This window comes from Aurantimonas endophytica (genome assembly GCF_014196845.1).
GTDB classification, from domain to species: domain Bacteria; phylum Pseudomonadota; class Alphaproteobacteria; order Rhizobiales; family Rhizobiaceae; genus Aurantimonas; species Aurantimonas endophytica.
The window spans coordinates 60,241-78,688 of record NZ_JACIEM010000002.1 but is presented as its reverse complement, the minus strand read 5'-3'; the positions used below and the strand labels follow the sequence as shown (position 1 = coordinate 78,688).

At 67.2% G+C, this 18,448-nt stretch carries 18 protein-coding genes; 16 read left to right on the top strand and 2 right to left on the bottom strand.

Annotated features, from left to right (window positions below; translation table 11 throughout):
* The first annotated feature begins 25 nt into the window (after positions 1 to 25).
* Together GGR03_RS08075 and GGR03_RS08070 are read left to right on the top strand one after the other, a co-directional pair.
* Positions 26 to 1,105: a Bug family tripartite tricarboxylate transporter substrate binding protein gene (locus GGR03_RS08075; RefSeq protein ID WP_210292062.1), complete on the top strand. Its 1,080-nt coding sequence runs from the start codon at positions 26 to 28 to the stop codon at positions 1,103 to 1,105.
* A gap of 71 nt (positions 1,106 to 1,176) precedes the next feature.
* Positions 1,177 to 3,132 carry a tripartite tricarboxylate transporter permease gene (locus GGR03_RS08070; RefSeq protein WP_210292061.1) on the top strand — a complete coding sequence of 652 codons (1,956 nt, stop codon included), beginning with the start codon at positions 1,177 to 1,179 and terminating at the stop codon, positions 3,130 to 3,132.
* A gap of 195 nt (positions 3,133 to 3,327) precedes the next feature.
* Here GGR03_RS08070 and GGR03_RS08065 read toward each other — a convergent pair whose 3' ends face one another.
* Complete coding sequence (locus GGR03_RS08065) at positions 3,328 to 4,290, bottom strand: GlxA family transcriptional regulator (RefSeq protein WP_246367745.1); 963 nt, start codon at positions 4,288 to 4,290, stop codon at positions 3,328 to 3,330.
* Between the two features lie 95 nt (positions 4,291 to 4,385).
* Here GGR03_RS08065 and GGR03_RS08060 point away from each other — a divergent pair, with 95 nt between their 5' ends.
* The 9 genes from GGR03_RS08060 to GGR03_RS08020 all read left to right on the top strand — a co-directional run bounded on the left by GGR03_RS08060 (position 4,386) and on the right by GGR03_RS08020 (position 13,433).
* Complete coding sequence (locus GGR03_RS08060) at positions 4,386 to 5,291, top strand: beta-keto acid cleavage family enzyme (protein ID WP_183207140.1); 906 nt, start codon at positions 4,386 to 4,388, stop codon at positions 5,289 to 5,291.
* A 5-nt stretch (positions 5,292 to 5,296) separates the two neighbouring features.
* Positions 5,297 to 6,868 (top strand): carnitine 3-dehydrogenase, encoded by a 1,572-nt coding sequence (locus tag GGR03_RS08055; protein WP_183207925.1) that lies wholly within the window; start codon positions 5,297 to 5,299, stop codon positions 6,866 to 6,868.
* Between the two features lie 51 nt (positions 6,869 to 6,919).
* Entirely contained in the window at positions 6,920 to 7,858 is a 939-nt protein-coding gene (choX, locus tag GGR03_RS08050) for a choline ABC transporter substrate-binding protein (protein ID WP_183207139.1), read from the top strand.
* 188 nt (positions 7,859 to 8,046) lie between these two features.
* A complete protein-coding gene (locus GGR03_RS08045; RefSeq protein ID WP_183207138.1) occupies positions 8,047 to 9,696 on the top strand; it encodes an endonuclease toxin domain-containing protein in 1,650 nt (549 codons plus the stop codon).
* Positions 9,693 to 10,223: a contact-dependent growth inhibition system immunity protein gene (locus GGR03_RS08040; RefSeq protein WP_183207137.1), complete on the top strand. Its 531-nt coding sequence runs from the start codon at positions 9,693 to 9,695 to the stop codon at positions 10,221 to 10,223. The genes GGR03_RS08045 and GGR03_RS08040 overlap by 4 nt, the downstream gene beginning before the upstream one ends.
* A gap of 92 nt (positions 10,224 to 10,315) precedes the next feature.
* Positions 10,316 to 10,846 carry a contact-dependent growth inhibition system immunity protein gene (locus GGR03_RS08035; protein ID WP_183207136.1) on the top strand — a complete coding sequence of 177 codons (531 nt, stop codon included), beginning with the start codon at positions 10,316 to 10,318 and terminating at the stop codon, positions 10,844 to 10,846.
* A gap of 242 nt (positions 10,847 to 11,088) precedes the next feature.
* Positions 11,089 to 11,463, top strand: a complete 375-nt coding sequence (locus tag GGR03_RS08030) for a contact-dependent growth inhibition system immunity protein (protein WP_183207923.1) — start codon at positions 11,089 to 11,091, stop codon at positions 11,461 to 11,463.
* Positions 11,464 to 11,580: 117 nt separating this feature from the next.
* A complete protein-coding gene (locus GGR03_RS08025) occupies positions 11,581 to 12,075 on the top strand; it encodes a PRC-barrel domain-containing protein (protein ID WP_183207135.1) in 495 nt (164 codons plus the stop codon).
* A gap of 305 nt (positions 12,076 to 12,380) precedes the next feature.
* A complete protein-coding gene (locus GGR03_RS08020; protein ID WP_183207134.1) occupies positions 12,381 to 13,433 on the top strand; it encodes a CNNM domain-containing protein in 1,053 nt (350 codons plus the stop codon).
* An 89-nt stretch (positions 13,434 to 13,522) separates the two neighbouring features.
* Here the strand turns inward: GGR03_RS08020 and GGR03_RS08015 are convergent, their stop codons facing one another.
* Complete coding sequence (locus GGR03_RS08015; RefSeq protein ID WP_183207133.1) at positions 13,523 to 14,107, bottom strand: exopolysaccharide biosynthesis protein; 585 nt, start codon at positions 14,105 to 14,107, stop codon at positions 13,523 to 13,525.
* A gap of 128 nt (positions 14,108 to 14,235) precedes the next feature.
* Here GGR03_RS08015 and GGR03_RS08010 point away from each other — a divergent pair, with 128 nt between their 5' ends.
* From GGR03_RS08010 to GGR03_RS07990, 5 genes are all read left to right on the top strand, one after another.
* Entirely contained in the window at positions 14,236 to 14,607 is a 372-nt protein-coding gene (locus GGR03_RS08010) for a winged helix-turn-helix domain-containing protein (RefSeq protein ID WP_183207132.1), read from the top strand.
* A gap of 58 nt (positions 14,608 to 14,665) precedes the next feature.
* The gene (gene modA / locus GGR03_RS08005; RefSeq protein ID WP_183207131.1) at positions 14,666 to 15,445 is read left to right on the top strand and encodes a molybdate ABC transporter substrate-binding protein; all 780 of its coding nucleotides are present in this window, start codon (positions 14,666 to 14,668) and stop codon (positions 15,443 to 15,445) included.
* 11 nt (positions 15,446 to 15,456) lie between these two features.
* Positions 15,457 to 16,155, top strand: a complete 699-nt coding sequence (modB, locus tag GGR03_RS08000) for a molybdate ABC transporter permease subunit (RefSeq protein ID WP_183207922.1) — start codon at positions 15,457 to 15,459, stop codon at positions 16,153 to 16,155.
* Positions 16,152 to 17,255 carry a molybdenum ABC transporter ATP-binding protein gene (modC, locus tag GGR03_RS07995; RefSeq protein WP_183207130.1) on the top strand — a complete coding sequence of 368 codons (1,104 nt, stop codon included), beginning with the start codon at positions 16,152 to 16,154 and terminating at the stop codon, positions 17,253 to 17,255. Before modB ends, modC begins: the two co-directional genes overlap by 4 nt.
* A gap of 165 nt (positions 17,256 to 17,420) precedes the next feature.
* Positions 17,421 to 18,422 (top strand): ABC transporter ATP-binding protein, encoded by a 1,002-nt coding sequence (locus tag GGR03_RS07990; protein WP_183207129.1) that lies wholly within the window; start codon positions 17,421 to 17,423, stop codon positions 18,420 to 18,422.
* Positions 18,423 to 18,448 lie beyond the last annotated feature (26 nt).

Below are 18,448 nucleotides of genomic sequence, written 5' to 3'. Positions count from 1 at the left end.
AAAGCTTCAAAGAGGAGGAGACCCTATGACTCGACGTATGAAACTTGCAGCATCCACCGCCATGGCAGCCCTCACGGCAGCCCTGTTCGCGAACCCTGCCCAGGCCGATTTCGCCGGCGAACGGATCGAGGTCATCGTGCCTTTCGCGCCTGGCGGTGCGACGGACGTCGCCGCGCGCTTCCTGGAGAAGTACCTTGAGCGTCACCTCGCCGGCAATCCGGACGTGGAAGTCGTGAATCGTGAAGGTGGCGGTTCCATCCTCGGCGCCAACTGGTTCGAGGCCAATGCCGAGCCGGACGGGCTGCGGCTGCTCTTCACCACGTCCTCGACCGCCAACCCCTATGTCCTGGGCCAGCCGGAAGTCGAGTACGACCTCGCATCCTACCGCGTCGCCTACGGGCTTCCCTTTGGCAGCGTCACCTACGTCTCGTCGGGGACCGGCATCAAGACGACGGAGGACTTCGCCAACGCGGAAGGTCTGATCTACGGCGGCATCGGTGCGGCGGCCAGCGACCTGCCGACGCTCCTGTCGTTCGAACTCTTCGACGTCGACGTGAATTCAGCCCTCGGCTTCACCGGTCGCGGCCCGATCCGACTCTCCTTCGAGCGCGGCGAGACCAACGTCGATTTCCAGTTCACGCCCGTCTACATGACCCAGGTCGCCGATTCCGTCGCAGCCGGCAATGCCGTCGCGTTGATGTCGGGTGGCTACATGGACGCCGACGGCAACATGACGGCGCGCGATCCTGCCGTGCCGGACCTGCCGTCCGTGTACGAAGCCTACAGCGATCTTCACGGGGCGGCGCCGAGCGGCGTCGAGTGGGACGCCTACAATGCCATGGCGGCACTGACGCTGGCCTTCGGCCTGACGGCCTATCTGCACCCCGAGACACCGGAGGAGATCGTCGCGCTCTATGCCGACGCGGTGGAGAAGATCAACGCCGATCCGGAGTTCCAGAAGGAGGCGGAGGAGGTCGTCGGCGGCTACGACATGACGTCGCCGGCCAATGCGGAGGGGCCGCTGCGCGCTGCGCTGCAGCCTTCGGAAGAAGTGCGCGAGTATCTGATCAAGCTGCTTGCCGACAAGTACGACGTCCAGTTCTAGCGCCTCGCTAGATCGATGCCGACGGCGGTGGTGCCTGCGCACCGCCGCCTTTTCTCTGCGGGAGGAACTTGATGGAACATGCTCTGGCCGCCCTGGGCGAACTTTTTGAGCCCATGCGCCTGCTGGCCCTTTTCGCCGGCATGGTGGCCGGCATGATCTTCGGCATGCTACCTGGCCTCGGCGGCGTGGCGGCCGTCTCGATCATGCTGCCCTTCATCTTCCTCTTCGACAGTTACGGTGGCCTCGCCCTGCTCCTCGGCGCCATCGCCACGGTCTACACATCCGATACCATCACCTCGGTCCTGCTCGGCGCGCCGGGCTCGCCGGCTTCCGCGCCGACCGCCATCGAAGGCCACGCCATGGCCAAGCGTGGCGAGGCATCGACGGCGCTGGGCCTCGGCTTTCTTTCCTCGATGCTGGGTGGCATCGTGGGTGCCGTCACGCTGGCACTCGCCATTCCTATCGCCGGCCCGATCGTCCTGGCGCTGGGCACGCCCGAGCTTTTGATGTTCGCGCTGGTCGGCCTCTATTTCGCCTCCAGCATGGTCGGCAAGAACCTCGCGGTCGGCGTTCTCGCCGGCTGCCTGGGCCTGCTGCTGGGCTCGATCGGGCCGGCGCCGGCCGCGGCCAACTACCGCTTCACCTTCGGCCAGGCTTATCTTCTCGACGGGCTCTCGCTGACCATCGTGGCGCTCGGCCTCTTCGCCATTGCCGAGGTCATCGGCATGCTGGCCGGCGGCGGCGGAATCTCGACCAAGGGCCAGGTCGTCAGCAGCTGGCGCCCCGGGCTCGAGGCATTCTGGAAGCACAAATGGCTCGCCCTGCGCGGCGCCATCATCGGCACGTTCGGCGGCTTCGTGCCGGCCGTGGGCGCCAACGCCTCGACCTGGGTGGCCTATGGCGACGCAATGCGCTCGTCCAAGGACAAGTCCCGCTTCGGCAAGGGCGAGCCCCGCGGCATCGCGGCGGCCGAAGGCGCGAACAACGCCACCATCATCTCCGACCTCGTGCCGACGCTGCTGTTCAGCGTGCCGGGCGGCCCGGCGGCCGCGATCTTTCTCGGCGCGCTGTTCTCCTTCGGCTTCTATCCGGGGCCGAGGATGGTCAGCGAGCAGCCGGAGCTGCTCTACCTGATCGTCTGGAGCGTCGCGCTGGCCTCGGTCGTCGGTGCCGCGATCTGCTTTGCCGTGACACCGCTGATGGCGCGACTGACCAATATCCGCTTCGCGCTGATCGCGGCGCCGCTGCTGCTCGTCATGGTCGCAGGGGCCTACCAATCCACCCAGACGCTCGGCGACATCGCCGTGCTTCTCGCGCTCGGTATCGTCGGCTGGTACATGAAGCAGGCCGATTGGCCCCGCGCGCCCGTGCTCGTCGGCTTCGTGCTGGCAGGTCCGATGGAGCAGTATTTCTGGCTGACCAACCAGATCCATGGCTGGAGCTGGCTCGGGCGGCCGGGGGTTCTTCTGATTGCGAGCTTCATCGTCGTGCCGCTCGTCTGGAGGCTGGTGACGGCCTTGCGGACGAGACGGGCAGAGGCTGGTTCGGTGAAGGCCGCCCCCTCGAGCGACGGTGTAGACGAAGCGCGCCGCGGCACGTCCTCCTCGCGCCTCATCCTCGCCGTGCTGGCCGTCGCCGTCATGGCTTATGCGGCCTTCGAGACGAGCGGGTTCCGCCCCAACGCGCGGTTGCTGCCGATGCTGGCGATCGTGCCTGGCCTCGCTCTGGCGATCCTCGTGCTGGTTCAGGAAGTACGCGCCTACCTGAACCAGCCCGGTGCCTTCCGCGTGGACGCGCGGGAAGAGTATCCGATCGCGGGTCTCCTCCTCCTCTACGGCGTCGGCATCGCATTGTTCGGCCTCAACCTCGCGACCCTCGCCTTCCTGCTCCTGGTGCTGACAAGGTTTGCCGGCATGCGCTTGATCCCTGCGACGATTTACACGGTCGTCCTGATCGCCGGCGTCAACGGCATGTTCGAACTGATGCGCCTGTCGCCGCCCAGCGGATATCTGCTCGACCTCGTCTGACCAGGTCCTCGCGGCAACCGCCCAGAGGTCACGCCCGCTTCATCTGCGTGCCTGCAACCTGGGCCAGCACACGGCTGCTTCAAAGCACCGTGGCTGCCGCTCATGACGCCGAGATGCTGCGAGGGCCGAATGGCGCCCTCGCCTTGCGGATGGTCGGAAGCGGACCGTCTGCCACGACGAACGCCGCCACCGCCATCACAGCGACGCCCGCCGGGCGGCCCGCGGGCTGTGGCCGAAGCGGCGCTTGAAGGAGCGCGAGAGGGCGGCGCTGGAGGAGAAGCCCGACCGGACCGCGGCGTCGGCCACCGACAGGTCGGAATCGACGATGAGCCGCCGGGCGGCGTCGAGCCGCAGCGACATGTAGAAACCGGCGGGCGAAGCTCCGGCCCGCTTGCCGAACAGGGTTTCGAGCGTGCGCCGCGAGGTGCCGATGCGCCGGGCGATCGTTGCGATGGTCAGGGGCGCCTCGATGTGCGCTTCCATCATCTTGATGGCGGCGGCGAGCCGCGGCTCCTGCCAGGCCAGGCGTCCCAGCGAGACCGCGTGCTGGCGCTGCGAACCGGTCCGCATGCCGTCGTAGACATAGAGGCTGGCCACAGCCAGCGACAGCTTGCGGCCCTGCCGCGCCTGGATCAGCGACAGGAGAAAGTCGAGCGCCGGCGCCGCCCCTCCGGTGGTGACGAACCGCCCGTCGAAGACCCAGCGGTCGGCCTTGGTGTGGACGGCCGGGAACCGCACGGCATACGCCTCCAGATCCTCCCAGTGCGTCGTCGCCGCGCGGCCGTCGAGGAGCCCGGCAAGAGCCAGGATCCACGGGCCTGCCTCGATGCCGCCGACGAAGGCGGCGTGCCGCGTGGCGAGGTTGACGGCCTGCATCAGGGCGGGCGTGGCGTGCTCGAACACGTTGAACGCCGCAACCACCACGAAAAGGTCGCAGCGCATCGTCGGCTCGAGCCTGCCGTCCACCCTTATCGTCAGGCCGCAGCTCGTCGTCGGATCACGTCCGTCCAGCGACACCACTTTGTGCCGATAACAAAGCCGACCCGAAATGCGGTTGGCCGCCCGCAACGGATCGAGCGTCGCGGCGAGCGACATCAGCGACGCGTCCGGCAGGACCAGCAGCGTCACGTCGAGGACATCGTCGGTCGGCTGGAACAAGGGGCTTCGCACTCGATCAAATTGGTTTCGCACTTAGCCAAGCAGAGCCGGGCCGGTTGCGTCAATCTTCGCTGAGCAGACGACGAGGTCAGACGATGCCGCTCCAGCCCAACCGCGAAGTCTTCATCACCTGTGCCGTCACGGGCGCCGGAAACACGACGGGACGCTCCGACAAGGTGCCGGTCACGCCCGCCGAGATCGCCGCGAGCGCCGTCGAGGCCGCCCGGGCCGGCGCGGCGGTGGCCCATATCCACGTCCGCAATCCGGAAACCGGCAAGCCGTCCCGCGATCCCGCGCTCTACCGCGACGTGGTGGAGCGCGTCGCTGCCTCCGGCGTCGACGTGGTGCTGAACCTCACCGCCGGCATGGGCGGCGATCTCGTGCTGGGATCGGCGGAACAGCCGTTGCCCCTGTCGGTCGAAGGAACGGACATGGTCGGCGCCGAGGAGCGGCTCGTGCATATCGCCGAACTGCGACCGGAAATCTGCACGCTCGATTGCGGTTCGATGAATTTCGGCGAGGGCGACTACGTCATGACCAACACGCCGGCCATGCTGAAGGCGATGGCCGTGCGCATCCGCGAACTCGGCGTCCGGCCGGAGATCGAGGTGTTCGACAGCGGCCACCTGGTCCTTGCGAAGTGGCTGAAATCGCAGGGGCTGATCGACGATCCGGTGATGCTGCAGCTCTGCATGGGCATTCCCTGGGGCGCGCCCGACGACATCCAGACCCTGATGGCGATGGTCGCGAACCTGCCGCCCGACTGGACCTTCTCGGCCTTCTCCATCGGCCGCAACCAGCTGCCCTATGCGGCGATGGCGATCCTCACCGGCGGCAACATCCGCGTCGGGCTGGAGGACAATATCTGGCTCGACAAGGGCGTGCTTGCCACCAACGGCGCGCTGGTGGAACGGGCGGTCAAAGTTGCCGAAGCCATGGGCAGCCGCATCCTGTCGCCCGCCGAGGTGCGGGAGAGGCTGAAGCTGGAGCGTCGATGGTGAGCCGTATGCCGGAGCCTCGCGAAGCGGCCGTCTCCGCGCGGCCCGAACTCCGCCGCGTTGCCTGTGTCGGCGGCGGCGTCATCGGCGGCGGCTGGGTCGCCCGCTTCCTCCTCGCCGGCATCGACGTCGCGGTCCACGACCCGCATCCTGAAGCCGAGCGAATCGTCCGCGAAGTCCTCGCCAACGCGCGGACCGCCTATGCCCGGCTCACCCAGGCGCCGCTTCCCGCCCCCGGCACCCTGACCTTCCATGCGACGATCGAGGCGGCCGTCGAAGGCGCCGACTGGATCCAGGAGAGCGTGCCGGAGCGGCTCGACCTCAAGCGCGGCGTCCTCGCGGCGATCGACGCCGCCTGCCCGGCGCATGCGCTGATCGGCTCGTCGACCTCCGGTCTCCTGCCGAGCGATCTCCAGGCCGGCCTTTCCCGTCCCGAACGCTTCTTCGTCGCCCATCCCTACAACCCGGTCTATCTCCTGCCGCTGGTCGAGATCGTTCCCGGCGCCCGGACCGATCCGCAAACGGTGGCGGACGCGGTCGGCCTCCTCGCGCCGACCGGCATGAAGGGCGTGCCGATCGCCAAGGAGATCGATGCCTTCGTCGGCGACCGGCTGCTCGAGGCGCTCTGGCGCGAGGCGCTGTGGCTGATCCGGGACGACATCTGCGATGTCGAAACCCTGGACGACGTCATCCGCTACTCCTTCGGCCTGCGCTGGGCGCAGATGGGCCTGTTCCAGACCTATCGCATCGCCGGCGGGGAAGCCGGCATGCGGCACTTCCTCGGGCAGTTTGGCCCGGCGCTGAAATGGCCCTGGACGAAGCTCACCGACGTCGTCGACCTCGACGAAGCCCTGGTCGAGAAGATCGCCGCGCAATCGGATGCGCAGAATGCCGGCCTGTCGCTTCGCCGGCTCGAGCAGATCCGCGACGAGAACATCGTCGGGATCCTGCAAGCACTGAAAGGCGCCGACGACGGCCGCGGCTGGGGGGCCGGCAAGCTGCTCGCCGGCTTCGAGGGCGATCTGTGGCGCAAGGCGCAGGCCGCGAGCCCCGACGGGGACGACCCGGTCCCCGCTCGCCTGTCGGCCCGGGTGGCGCCGAGCTGGGTGGACTATAACGGCCACATGACCGAGCATCGCTATCTGCAGGTCTTCGGCGACACGACGGACGTCCTGCTCCGCCGCATCGGCGTCGACGCCGCCTATGTCGAGGCGGGGGCCAGCTACTACACGGTCGAGACGCATCTGCGCCATCTCGGCGAGGCGCGGCTTGGCGAAGACCTCACCTGCCGCACGCAGATCCTGTCCTTCGACGACAAGCGCCTGCATCTTTTCCATGTGCTGACCCGCGCGGGAGTCGACGAACCGATCGCCACCGCCGAGCAGATGCTGCTGCATGTCGACCGGGCCAGCGGTCGAGCGGCGGCCGCCCCTGAGGCGATCCTCTCGCGCCTTGCCGGCCTCGTCGAGCGGCAGCCGTCGACGACGATGCCGGAGGGAGCCGGCCGGGCGATCAGCCCGGCGAAGCGGCGGAGCGATCGTTCGCCGGTACACGAGCAGGAGACCGATCGAAGACACTGACGCCAGCATGCCCATCACCGTCCACCACCCCACCGAAAAGGAACCTCTGCCATGATCAAGCTTCTGACCACCACGGCCGCAGCATCCCTCCTGATGCTCGGAACCGCCGCTGCGCAAGAGCCCGACAGTTGCCAGACCGTGCGCTATTCGGATCCGGGCTGGACGGACATCTCCTCGACCAACGCGCTGCTGAAGGCAGTTCTGGAGCCGCTTGGCTACGAGCCGGAAATCTCCACCCTCTCGGTTCCGATCACCTTTCGCGGCCTCGCCACAGATCAGCTCGACATCTTCCTCGGCAACTGGATGCCGGCCCAGACCGCGATCGTCGACCCGATGGTGGAGAGCGGCGAGCTGGAAGTGCTGAAGGTCAACCTTTCCGGAAACCGCTTCACGCTCGCCGTGCCCGCCTATGTCGCCGAAGCAGGAGTCACCTCCTTCGACGATCTCGCGCCAAATGCCGAGAAGTTCGGTTCGCGGATCTACGGCATCGAGGCGGGCGCCTCGGTAAACCAGAACATGCTGCGGATGATCGAGGACGACGCCTTCGGCCTCGGCGACTGGCAGCTGGTGGAATCCAGCGAGCAGGGCATGCTGACCCAGGTCGAGCGGGCCGAGGGGAACGAGGACTGGGTCGTGTTCCCGGCCTGGGAGCCGCATCCGATGAACACCGAATACGAGCTCACCTATCTCACCGGCGGCGACGCGTATTTCGGGCCGGACATGGGTTCGGCCGAGGTCCGCACCGTGGCGCGGCCCGGCTTTGCCGAGGAATGCCCGAACCTCGCGAAGCTCCTCGACAACATGACGTTCTCGGTGGAGCTGGAAAACGGCATGATGGCGCAGATCCTCAATGAGGGCATGTCGGCCGACGCGGCCGCCGAAGAGGCACTGAAGGCCAACCCGGGACTTCTCGACGCCTGGCTGGAGGGCGTGACCGATTTCTCCGGCGAGCCAGGCCTTCCCGCGGTGAAGTCCAGCCTCGACCTCTGACACGCTACCGCGTGGGGCGGGCGGCTGCCGGACGCGGCGCCGCCTGCCCCTTCCGCGTGGAAAAGGCTCCACGACGGCGCCTCACTCCCTGCAATCTCCACGCCAGGTCCCAAGCCCTTGCAGCACGCCGTCAGCCGGCGAATGGCGCTGACCGCCGATTAGTTATCCCCGGTCGCTGAGGCGCCCGCATGCTTCGTCCCGACGAAGGGGACGACGGCGGGGCGATGCGACAGGAACTGACCACTCTCAAGGCCGACGCCGCCCTCACCCGCCTTGAATTCGCGCTGGTCAGGGAATCGTGGCTCGAGACCAGGCGGGTCGCCGACGACGTGGCGGACCGGGCCGCGCGGCGCGAACGTTTCGCGGCGCGCCTGGCGGAAGCGGCCCTGGCGAACGAGGCGATGCTGCTCGACCGGCTCGGCGCGCTGCGCCTCAGCCGGCGCGACATTCCGAAGGTGACGGCGGCACGGCGGGACGCCCTCGCGACGTGGGATCGCGCCGACGCGCTGGCGCGCCCCGCGTCGCCGGCGGATCCGGACCGGGCAGCGGCGCGGCGCCTCTTCGAGGACGCGCTCGTCCACCGCTTCGTCGGGCGCATCAATGCCGAGCGACAGCAGGCGCTCGGCATCGGCCAGTATATCTGGCGCAGCCGCGACGATCGTCGGGTCCGTCCGCTGCACGCAAGACACGACGACCAGGTGTTCGATTGGGACGAGCCGCCCGAGGACGGCCATCCGGGCGAAGCGTTCAACTGCCGCTGCATCGCCGAGCCGTTCGTCGACGACGCGCCGGAATGGCGCCCGACGATCGATCGCGCCTACGACCGCGCGATCGCGCTGGCGGTGCTGGCGGGCGGGCTCGACGCCGTCGTCGACTTCGTCTCCGATTTCATCCCGTCGGCCGACGACCTGTGGGCGCTGCTGGCGGCGATCCGGACCGTCGCGGAGACCGGCAGCGAGGCCGCCCAGCTCGCCTATCTCGTCGTCAAGGAGCAACTCCTCGGCCTCACCGCGGCCGAAACGGCGCGCCGCGATGCGCTTCTCGGGGCGGCTCGGGACTGGGTCGACGGATTGGCCGCCTCGCTTGCCGACGCGCCGGACCTGGCGCGCGCCCTGGTGGAGGCCGTGCAGGCGGTCGAGGCCCGCCCCGAAGCGCTGGACGCCGCGCATCGGCAGGGTCTGGCCACCCGCGCCGATGTCGAGGCGGCCTACCAGGAGCGCGCCCGCCTGCGCACGCTGGCGGCGCTGTACGGACTGGCCACGGTGCCTTCGGGCGTTGTGGCCGCGCGCAGCCTGGTCGCGCGGCTGCTGCGGGGCCGTGTGTTGGGGGACGACGCATCGGCAGCCGAGCTTGCCGCGCTCGCGCGCCGCGCCCGCGTGCTGTCGCCCGACGCCGACTGGGAACGCGTCGCCAATCCCGGCATCGTCTGGGGCAAGGGCATCCGGGCCCAGGGCGAGCCTTGGGAGCGCTATCTCGCCGCGACCGGCGAACTCGGCGAACGGATCGAAGACCGGGCACGAAACTTCAAGACGTTCGATTTTTATGACGAGAATACTGGTTTGGCCACAAGCGCGAAGACGCTTGATACGGATGCGCTGGGTTACAGGCGGAGTCCAAAGAATGTCTTTTACTCACTGAAGCATTATATCAATCAGGTGCGATGGTTTCGGAAATACGATGTTGGAGAGTACCATATTACCTTAGACATGATCGATCGAAGGCGTATCGAACTTGCGATCTCAGCAAATTCGACATCAGAACAGATCGCGGAGATCAACCGGGCGCGAGCGTATGCGGAGAGCCTTGGGGTCGAATTCAATGTTAGGATCATCAAATGACAAGTGTTTCCGGCAAAATGCCGCCACCGCCTCCTGTGCGCAAGGAATCTACCATCCTCGCATTTAGAAGGTTTGCTTGGATCCACTCCTGGGCGGTTTACCGTGCCGCATTGCTCGATCCCGATGGCTACGATCGCATTCACCCGGCGGACCTCGACGATGCCGCGCTGGGCGCAGCTTCCCGCGAAGCGCTGCTTGCCAGTCGGTATATTGCTCCCGATCATCCCGACTGGGAGCGGGTTCACACATTTTGGAACCATGACAAAGGCGACAAGCTCCGGGAGCGACTGAGAGCGGCTGCTAGCGTCAAGACGAATTCCGCGCTCTACAAGGGCGCCGGCAATGTCGGCCTGGAGCTGAGGGATGGAATTATAGCCGTCGAACCTCTGAAATACGCCGGTCGTGGCGGCTTCGAGGGGATCAGGGACCTCGAGCCGACCAAGCTTCCCGAGGCCATCTCAGACGAAGCGCTCGGTGCCGCCATCCGCGCCGCGATCGAGATCAGCCGGGCGCCTTGGAAGCGCTGAGCCACGGATTGGCCGAAGCCGATCGGTGAAATCAATCGCGCGCGGGCCTATGCCGAGAGCCTGGGAGTCGAGTTCAATGTGAGGGTTATCGAATGACGAGCTTTCCCCGCAAATTACAGCCGCCGCCGCCTATGCGCAAGGAAGCCACCGTCATAGCGTTTAGGAAGTTTACCTGGATCCATTCCTGGGCGGTCTATGGCGCTGGGTTGCTCGATCCCGATGGCTACGATCGCCTCCATCCGGCAAACCTGGATGACGCCGCGCTCGGCGCAGCATCCCGCGAAGCCCTGCTCGCCAGTCGCTACATTGCTCCCAACCATCCCGATTGGGATCGGGTGGATGCTTACTGGAACTTGGAGGAGGATGACAAACTCAAGGAGCGACTGAAGGCGGCGGCCGGCGTCAAGACAAACTCCGCGCTCTACAAGGGCGCCGGCAATGTCAGCCTGGAGCTGAGGGATGGAGTTATCACCGTCGAACCTCTGAAATACGCCGGTCGTGGCGGCTTCGAGGGGATCAGGGACCTCGAGCCGACCAAGCTTCCCGAGGCCATCTCCGACGAAGCGCTCGGTGCCGTCATCCGCGCCGCGATCGAGATCAGCCGGGCGCCATGGAAGCGCTGATCATCGTCGTCGGAACTCGATGGCGGAGATCAACCGCGCGCGAGCCTATGCCGAGAGCCTTGGGGTCGAGTTCAATGCGAGGGTTATCAAATGACGAGCGTTACCCGAAAATCACCACCGCCGCCCGTGCGCAAGGAAGCTACCGTCATCGCATTTCGGAAGTTCACTTGGATCCACTCTTGGGCAGTATACCGTGATTCACTTCTCGATCCTGACGGCTACGATCGTATCCATCCGGGGGACTGGATGATCACGCGCTTGGCACCGCTGCGCGTGAGGCACTGCTCGCAAGTCGCTATATCGCACCCGACCATCCCGACTGGGATCGGGTGGATACCAACTGGAACTTGGAAAACGGTGACAAACTCGAGGAGCGCCTGAAGGCAGCAGCCGGCGTCAAGACAAGTTCCGCGCTCTACAAAGGCGCTGGCAATGTTCACTTGGACCTGCGCGAGGGAATTATTGCCATCAAGCCGATGGAATACGCCGGTCGTGGCGGCTTCGACGGTATCCGGGGGCTCGAGCCGACCAAGCTTCCCGCGGCCATCTCCGACGAAGCGCTCGGTGCTGCCATCCGCGCCGCGATCGAGATCAGCCGGGCGCCATGGAAGCGCTAGGGGCTCCAGGGCGATGCCTCTTAGCCCCGAAAAAGGCCCGATTTGGCTGTTTTTTCGACATTTTCGGAACATGACCGAATGTCTCCCGTTGGCCTCATGAACCGAAAAGGAGACGATATGCGATACATCACAGCAACCGCCACCGCCCTGTTCCTGGCCGCAACGCCAGCCCTCGCACAGGTAGCGACCCCGGTCGAAGGCACGCCAGCGACCGCGACGACGGGGGCTGTGGCCGAGACCGACTGGGCGCAGCTGGTCCGTACCCGCGACATCACCGGCGGCCCGGTCTACACGACCAACGAGGCCTATGACGCGGGCACGTGGGGCGAAAGCGACGACTATGTCTGGGGCCGTTCGGGCTATGACGCAGTCGATGCGGGCTGGGAACAGATCGGCGAGATCGAGGACGTCGTCCTCGACCGGTCCGGACAGCTCGTGGGCGTCGTTGTCGAAGTCGGCGGCTTCCTCGACATCGGCGACAAGCACGTGCTGCTGCGCGTCGGTGACGTCGATCTCGTGCCGGTGGACGACCAGTCCTACAGCCTGATCACGCGCTATTCCGAAGAGCAGCTCGAAGAGCTGGAAGGCGTCGACGAAGCCTGGTGGCAGTAAGCCTGCCATCTGATCGGCTCGTCGAAGAGCCGTTCGTCTGACCATCGATCGAGGCCCGTCGCGGCGTACCGCGGCGGGCCTTCGTCGTTTCTTTCGCGCAACGATGGCAGCCCAATCCGGCCGGATCCGCCGCCGTCGACACGCAGCGCGCCATGCTCCACCCCCGGCGGGCCCTTTTCCGTTAAGGAAAGGAACCTGTGCCGGCTCGAACGTGTATGGGTAGTGTGCTGTCGCCGAGATGACCGATTACTGCCACTCCGCTCCGGGCGGTGAAGGCGTGCCCAGCCTAAGAATTTCAGGATCCGATGTTTACGCTGCTAATCGCCTTTGCGCTTCTTTCGATCGCCCTTTCCTTCATCTGCTCGCTGTGGGAGGCGGTGCTGCTCAGCATCTCGCCGTCCTACATGCAGATCAAGCTGAACGAGGGCAGCAAGACGGGCCTGATCCTCAAGGACTTCAAGGGCAATATCGACCGCCCGCTGGCGGGTATCCTGACCCTCAACACGATCGCCCATACGGTTGGCGCCATCGGCGTCGGCGCGCAGGCGACCCGGATCTGGGCCGACAGCAATCCGCTGATCACCGGCCTGGTGGTTCCCGCCGTCATGACCGCCGCCATCCTGATCCTGTCGGAAATCATTCCCAAGACCATCGGCGCAACGCAATGGCGGGCCTTGGCGCCATTCACCGTTCGCTCGCTGGACATCGTGCTCAAGGTGCTCGCCCCGATCATCTGGCTTTGCCAGTTGGTGACGAAGATCTTCACGTCGAAGGAGGACGCGCACATCTTCAGCCGGACCGACTTCCTGGCGATGGCGCAGATCGGATCGCAGGAAGGCCGTCTCAACGAGAACGAGACGCAGTTCATCGAGAACATCCTGCATTTCAAGTCCGTCGCGGCGCGCGACGTGATGACGCCGCGCACGGTGCTGGTCACCGCCCTGCAGACCATGACGGCGCGGGAGTTCTACGATCACCAGGAAGAGCTGACCTTCTCGCGCATCCCGCTGCGGGAGTCGGCCAGCTCGGAAACGATCGTCGGCTACGTGCTCAAGGACGACGTGCTGGAGCATCTGATCGACGACGCCGAGGAGCGCCCGCTCAGCGACTTCATGCGCAAGATCGCGGTCGTGCCGGAAGACTACAATTTGTTCCAGCTGTTCAACGACTTTATCCGCGATCGCGAGCAGATCGTTCTCGTCGTCGACAGTTACGGCGGGACGGCCGGCGTGGTCACCATGGAAGACGTCATCGAGACGCTGCTAGGCGAGGAGATCGTCGACGAGACGGACACGGCCGTCGACATGCAGGCCATAGCGCGCCAGCAGCGCAAGAAGCTGTTCGCCGACACGCCGTAAGCGCGAACGCTCTCCCGCAGCGGGTCGCGCCCGGAGGGCACGAGCAGGCTCGCGACGGCGCGCCTGGCTTCTGAGGGGCGGAGCCGCCGTTACGCCCAGTTCAGCCAGACCGTCACCGGCACCGTCAGCATCAGGAGCAGCGAAGCGCCGGCGAGCAGCCCGTCCCGGGTGAGCAGGCTGGCGGCGAACAGCGCGATCACCGCCGAGGCGATCGAGCCCGAGGTCGGGATCACTTCCATCAGCGGCATGAAAAGCGTCAGCCCGAGGATCAGGAGCAGCGGCAGCCAGAGCCAGGGGCGGTGCAGCAGGAACGTCATGCGCTTCTTCAGGAACCGCTCGACGAAACGCACCGGCTTGCGCAGCCAGCCTATGCCCTTGCAGAGCTTGTCGGTGGCCATCTTCTGCCTTGTGATGAAGCGGGGAAGCCAGACGCTCTTGCGCCCGACGATCATCTGCACGACCAGGATGAACACGATCGCCGCGACGATCGTGGTGATGCCGGGGATCGCGCTCGCGGGCGAGGTCGAGATCAGCGAGAAGACCAGCATCAGCGCAGCGAAGGAGCTGTTTCCCAGCGTATCGATGACCTCCTGAATGGCGACGCTGTCGCCTTTGGCGGCATCCTCCAGCTGGTCCAGAACATCGCTGAGAGCGCGGGTGCGGGCTTCGGGCATGCTTTTTCTCCAGTCCCAGTGCCAATGTGCCTGTGGCTGTCGAGTTCCTGATGACGTCATGTCCCAGGCCTGGCCCTTGCGTCGGGACGGACTTGCGGGCGCCGCGCAAATCGCTTCCAAGTGCCTGGATGAACCAGCTTCCGGATGAGCCGCGCCTGCGGCTGCGCATCGTCTTCGGGCCCGACGAGATGATGGGGCCGGGCAAGGCGGAACTCCTGGAGCGGATCGCCGCGACCGGCTCGATCGCCGCCGCGGGCCGCCAGATGGGCATGAGCTACAAGCGCGCCTGGATGCTGGTGGAAACGCTGAACGCGATGTTTCGCGAGCCGCTGGTGACCAGCACGCGCGGCGGACCCGGCGGCGGCGGCGCAGCGCTCACCGGGGCCGGCGACGCCGTGCTGCGGCTGTATCGCGACGTAACCGCAAAAGCGGCGACGGCGGGAGCCGCCGAGCTGGCGACGCTGCAGGCGATGCTCCGCGATATTTCCGACGGAAAATAACGATTGCCACCGGCGCCGCGGCGAGGCGATATGTTTTGCCGGACATCAGGAGTCATGAATGCGGAAGGCATTTCCCAGACGGGCGATCGTCGCCGCCCTCGCCGCGGTCGGCATTGCCTTGGCGCCGATCAAGGCGGCGGCGGACGAGGTGGTCGTCTTCGCGGCGGCCAGCCTCACCAATGCACTCGACCGTGTCGCTGCCGGCTGGACCGCCGAAACGACGCACACGGCGGTGATCTCCTATGCCGGCTCGTCGGCGCTTGCGCGGCAGATCCAGCAGGGCGCGCCGGCCGACATCTTCATCTCCGCCAGCGTCGAGTGGATGGATGCGGTGGCCGATACGGGGGACCTGCGCGAAGGGACGCGGCGCGACCTTCTCGGCAACACGCTGGTCCTGATCGCGCACGGCAGGGATGTCCCGCCGGTGACGGTTGATGCCGATCTCGATCTGACCGGGATGCTGGGCGACGGACGGCTGGCGATGGCGCTGGTCGATGCGGTGCCGGCCGGCATCTACGGCAAGGCGGCGCTCACCAGCCTCGGCCTGTGGGACGGCGTCGCGGCGCGCGTCGCGCAGACCGACAATGTCCGCGCCGCCCTGGCGCTGGTGGCACGCAACGAGGCGCCGCTCGGCATCGTCTACGCCACCGACGCCGCGGCGGAAGAGGATGTCAGCGTCATCGGCACGTTTCCGGCGGCGACCCACGCGCCGATCGTCTATCCTGCCGGGATCACCGCCGAGAGCAAGAGCCCCGTCGCGGCGGACTTCCTGGACTATCTCGGCAGCGACGCGGCAAGGGTGATCTGGGAGGCAGAGGGTTTCACGGTGATCGAGTGAGCTGGGAAGCCATGTCGGGCTGGCTGGGTCCCGAGGAATGGCAGGCCGTCGCCCTGTCGCTGCGCGTGTCCTTCTGGGCGACGCTCGCCAGCCTGCCGCTCGGCATCTTCGTCGCCCACGTGCTGGCGCGCTGGTCGTTTCCCGGCAAGCAGGTGCTGAATGGCCTCGTGCATCTGCCACTGATCCTGCCGCCGGTCGTCACCGGCTACCTGCTGCTGCTCAGCTTCGGGCGGCGCGGCGCCGTCGGCGGGTTTCTGGAAAGCTGGTTCGGCATCGTCTTCGCCTTCCGCTGGACCGGCGCGGCACTGGCGGCCGCGATCATGGCCTTTCCGCTGATGGTGCGCGCCATCCGCCTCGCCATCGAGGCAGTGGACCCAAAGCTCGAACAGGCTGCCGCGACGCTCGGCGCCTCGCGCCCCTGGGTCTTTGCGACCGTCACGCTGCCGCTGATCCTGCCCGGCATCATCGCCGGCGCGATCCTCGCCTTCGCCAAGGCGATCGGCGAGTTCGGCGCGACGATCACCTTCGTCTCCAACATTCCCGGCGAGACCCAGACCATCCCGTCGGCGATCTACGCCCTCCTCCAGGTGCCGGGCGGCGAAGCCGCGGCGGGCCGGCTGGTGATCGTCTCGATCGTCGTCGCCATGGCCGCCCTCCTCGTCTCGGAGTTCCTGGCGCAGCGCGTCGCGCGTCGCGTGGCTGGCGCATGACGCTCTCGGTCGCGGTCCGGCACCGGTTCGGGGCCTTCTCGCTCGACGTCGCCTTCGAGGCACCGAAGGGCGTCACCGTGCTGTTCGGCCGCTCGGGATCGGGCAAGACGACGCTGGTCAACGCCGTCGCGGGGCTGCTGCGGCCGGATGCCGGGCGGGTCGCGGCGGACGACTGGCTGCTGTTCGACACGGCCGGCGGGCAATGGCTGGCGCCGCATCGCCGCCGCATCGGCTACATCTTCCAGGAGGGGCGGCTGTTCCCGCACCTGTCGGTGCGCCAGAACCTTGCCTATGGCCGCCGCTTTGCGCCGAAGTCCGCGCCCCGCGAGGACCCCGGTCGGGTGATCGACATGCTCGGCATCGGCCATCTCCTGGATCGCCGTCCGGCGATGCTGTCGGGCGGCGAGAAGCAGCGCGTCGCGATCGGCCGCGCGCTCCTGTCGGCGCCGCGGCTGATCCTCGCCGACGAGCCGCTCGCCTCGCTCGACGACCAGCGCAAGGCGGAGATCCTGCCGTATTTCGAGCGGCTGCGCGACGAGCTGGCGATCCCCATCCTCTATGTCACCCACTCGGCCTCGGAAGTGGCGCGGCTTGCAACGACGGTCGTCGCCCTCGGCCACGGCCGGGTGACCGCCGTCGGGACGGCGCAGGACGTGCTCGGCGATCCGCAGCAGCTGCTCGGCATACGCGATGCCGGCTCGCTCCTCGCCGGCCGCATCCTCGCCCATCACGAGGACGGGCTGAGCGAGCTGGCGACGGCGGGCGGCAGGCTGTTCCTGCCGCGCGTCGCCGCTTCCGTCGGCACGCGCGTCCGGGTGCGGATCGCGGCGCAGGACGTGATCCTGTCTCGCGCGCGGCCCGAGGGGCTGTCGGCGCTCAACATCCTGGCGGGCCGGATCGAGCACGTGCGCCCCGGCCAGGGTCCCGGTGCCATGGTCGCCGTGCGGCTGGGGGACGAGACGCTGCTCGCGCGGATCACGCAGCGCTCGGCGCGCGAGATGGACCTCCAGCCGGGGGAAGCGTGCCACGCGATCCTGAAGACCGTGGCGGTGGCGCCGGAGGATGTCGGCCGTGGCCTGCCCGAGATCGAGGCGCCCTAAACATCCGGATGCACGCCGGATTGCCTGCAACTTCATCACAATGCCTGCCCCTGCGGCAATCGTTCACCGATCCGCGAAGGAGCCCCGCGTCGCTGCTGCCTCGGATGATGGCACGGCTTTTGCACCGCTGAGGGGAAGCTCCTCTCGCGCGGGACATGATCGACCTTGCCGACCAACGCCACCGACCTGGAACTGGCTGCCGTTACAAAGGCCTATGGCGAGACGATCGCCGTCGACCGGGTGTCGCTGAAGATCCCGGCCGGCACCTATTGCTGCCTGCTCGGGCCCTCCGGCTGCGGCAAGACCTCGACGCTGCGGATGATCGCCGGCCACGAGTTCGTCTCCGACGGCGACGTGATGATCGGCAACACCATCGTCAACGACCTGCCGCCGGCCCAGCGCGGCACGGCGATGATGTTCCAGAGCTACGCGCTGTTTCCGCATCTCGACGTGCGCGACAACGTCGCCTTCTCCCTGAAGATGGCGGGTGTCGGCAAGGAGGAGCGGCGCCGCAAGGCGGACGCGATGCTCGCCCTCGTCGACATGGGATCCTACGCCTCGCGCCTGCCGACGCAGCTGTCCGGTGGCCAGCAGCAGCGCGTGGCGCTGGCCCGGGCGCTGGTCACCAACCCTTCCGTGCTGCTGCTCGACGAGCCGCTCTCGGCGCTCGACCCGTTCCTGCGCATCCGCATGCGCGCCGAGCTGAAGCGCTACCAGCGCGAGTTCGGCATCTCCTTCGTCCACGTCACCCACAGCCAGGAAGAGGCGATGGCGCTCGCCGACATGGTGGTGGTGATGAACGACGGACGGATCGAGCAGGTCGGCAGTCCGCGCGAGATCTTCAACGCCCCGCGCACCCGCTTCGTCGCCCAGTTCATGGGCGGCCACAATGTCGTGCCCGAGGAGGGCCGGACCTACGCGATCCGCGCCGACCATCTGCGGCTCTATCGCGGCGGCGGAGCCCAAGCCGCCGACCGGCGCTCGCCGGCGACGGTCACCGGCGTCGAGTACCAGGGCATGACGGTGCATGTCTCGCTCGCCCGCCCGGACGGGCTCGAACTCGTCGCCACCCTGCCCGAACGGGAGTTCGACCGGACGCCGGTCGTGCGCGGCGACGAGGTGCTCGTCGGCTGGGACGCGGCCGACCGGCACGAACTCGCCGCCTGAACCACAGCACCAGCAACAGGGAGATC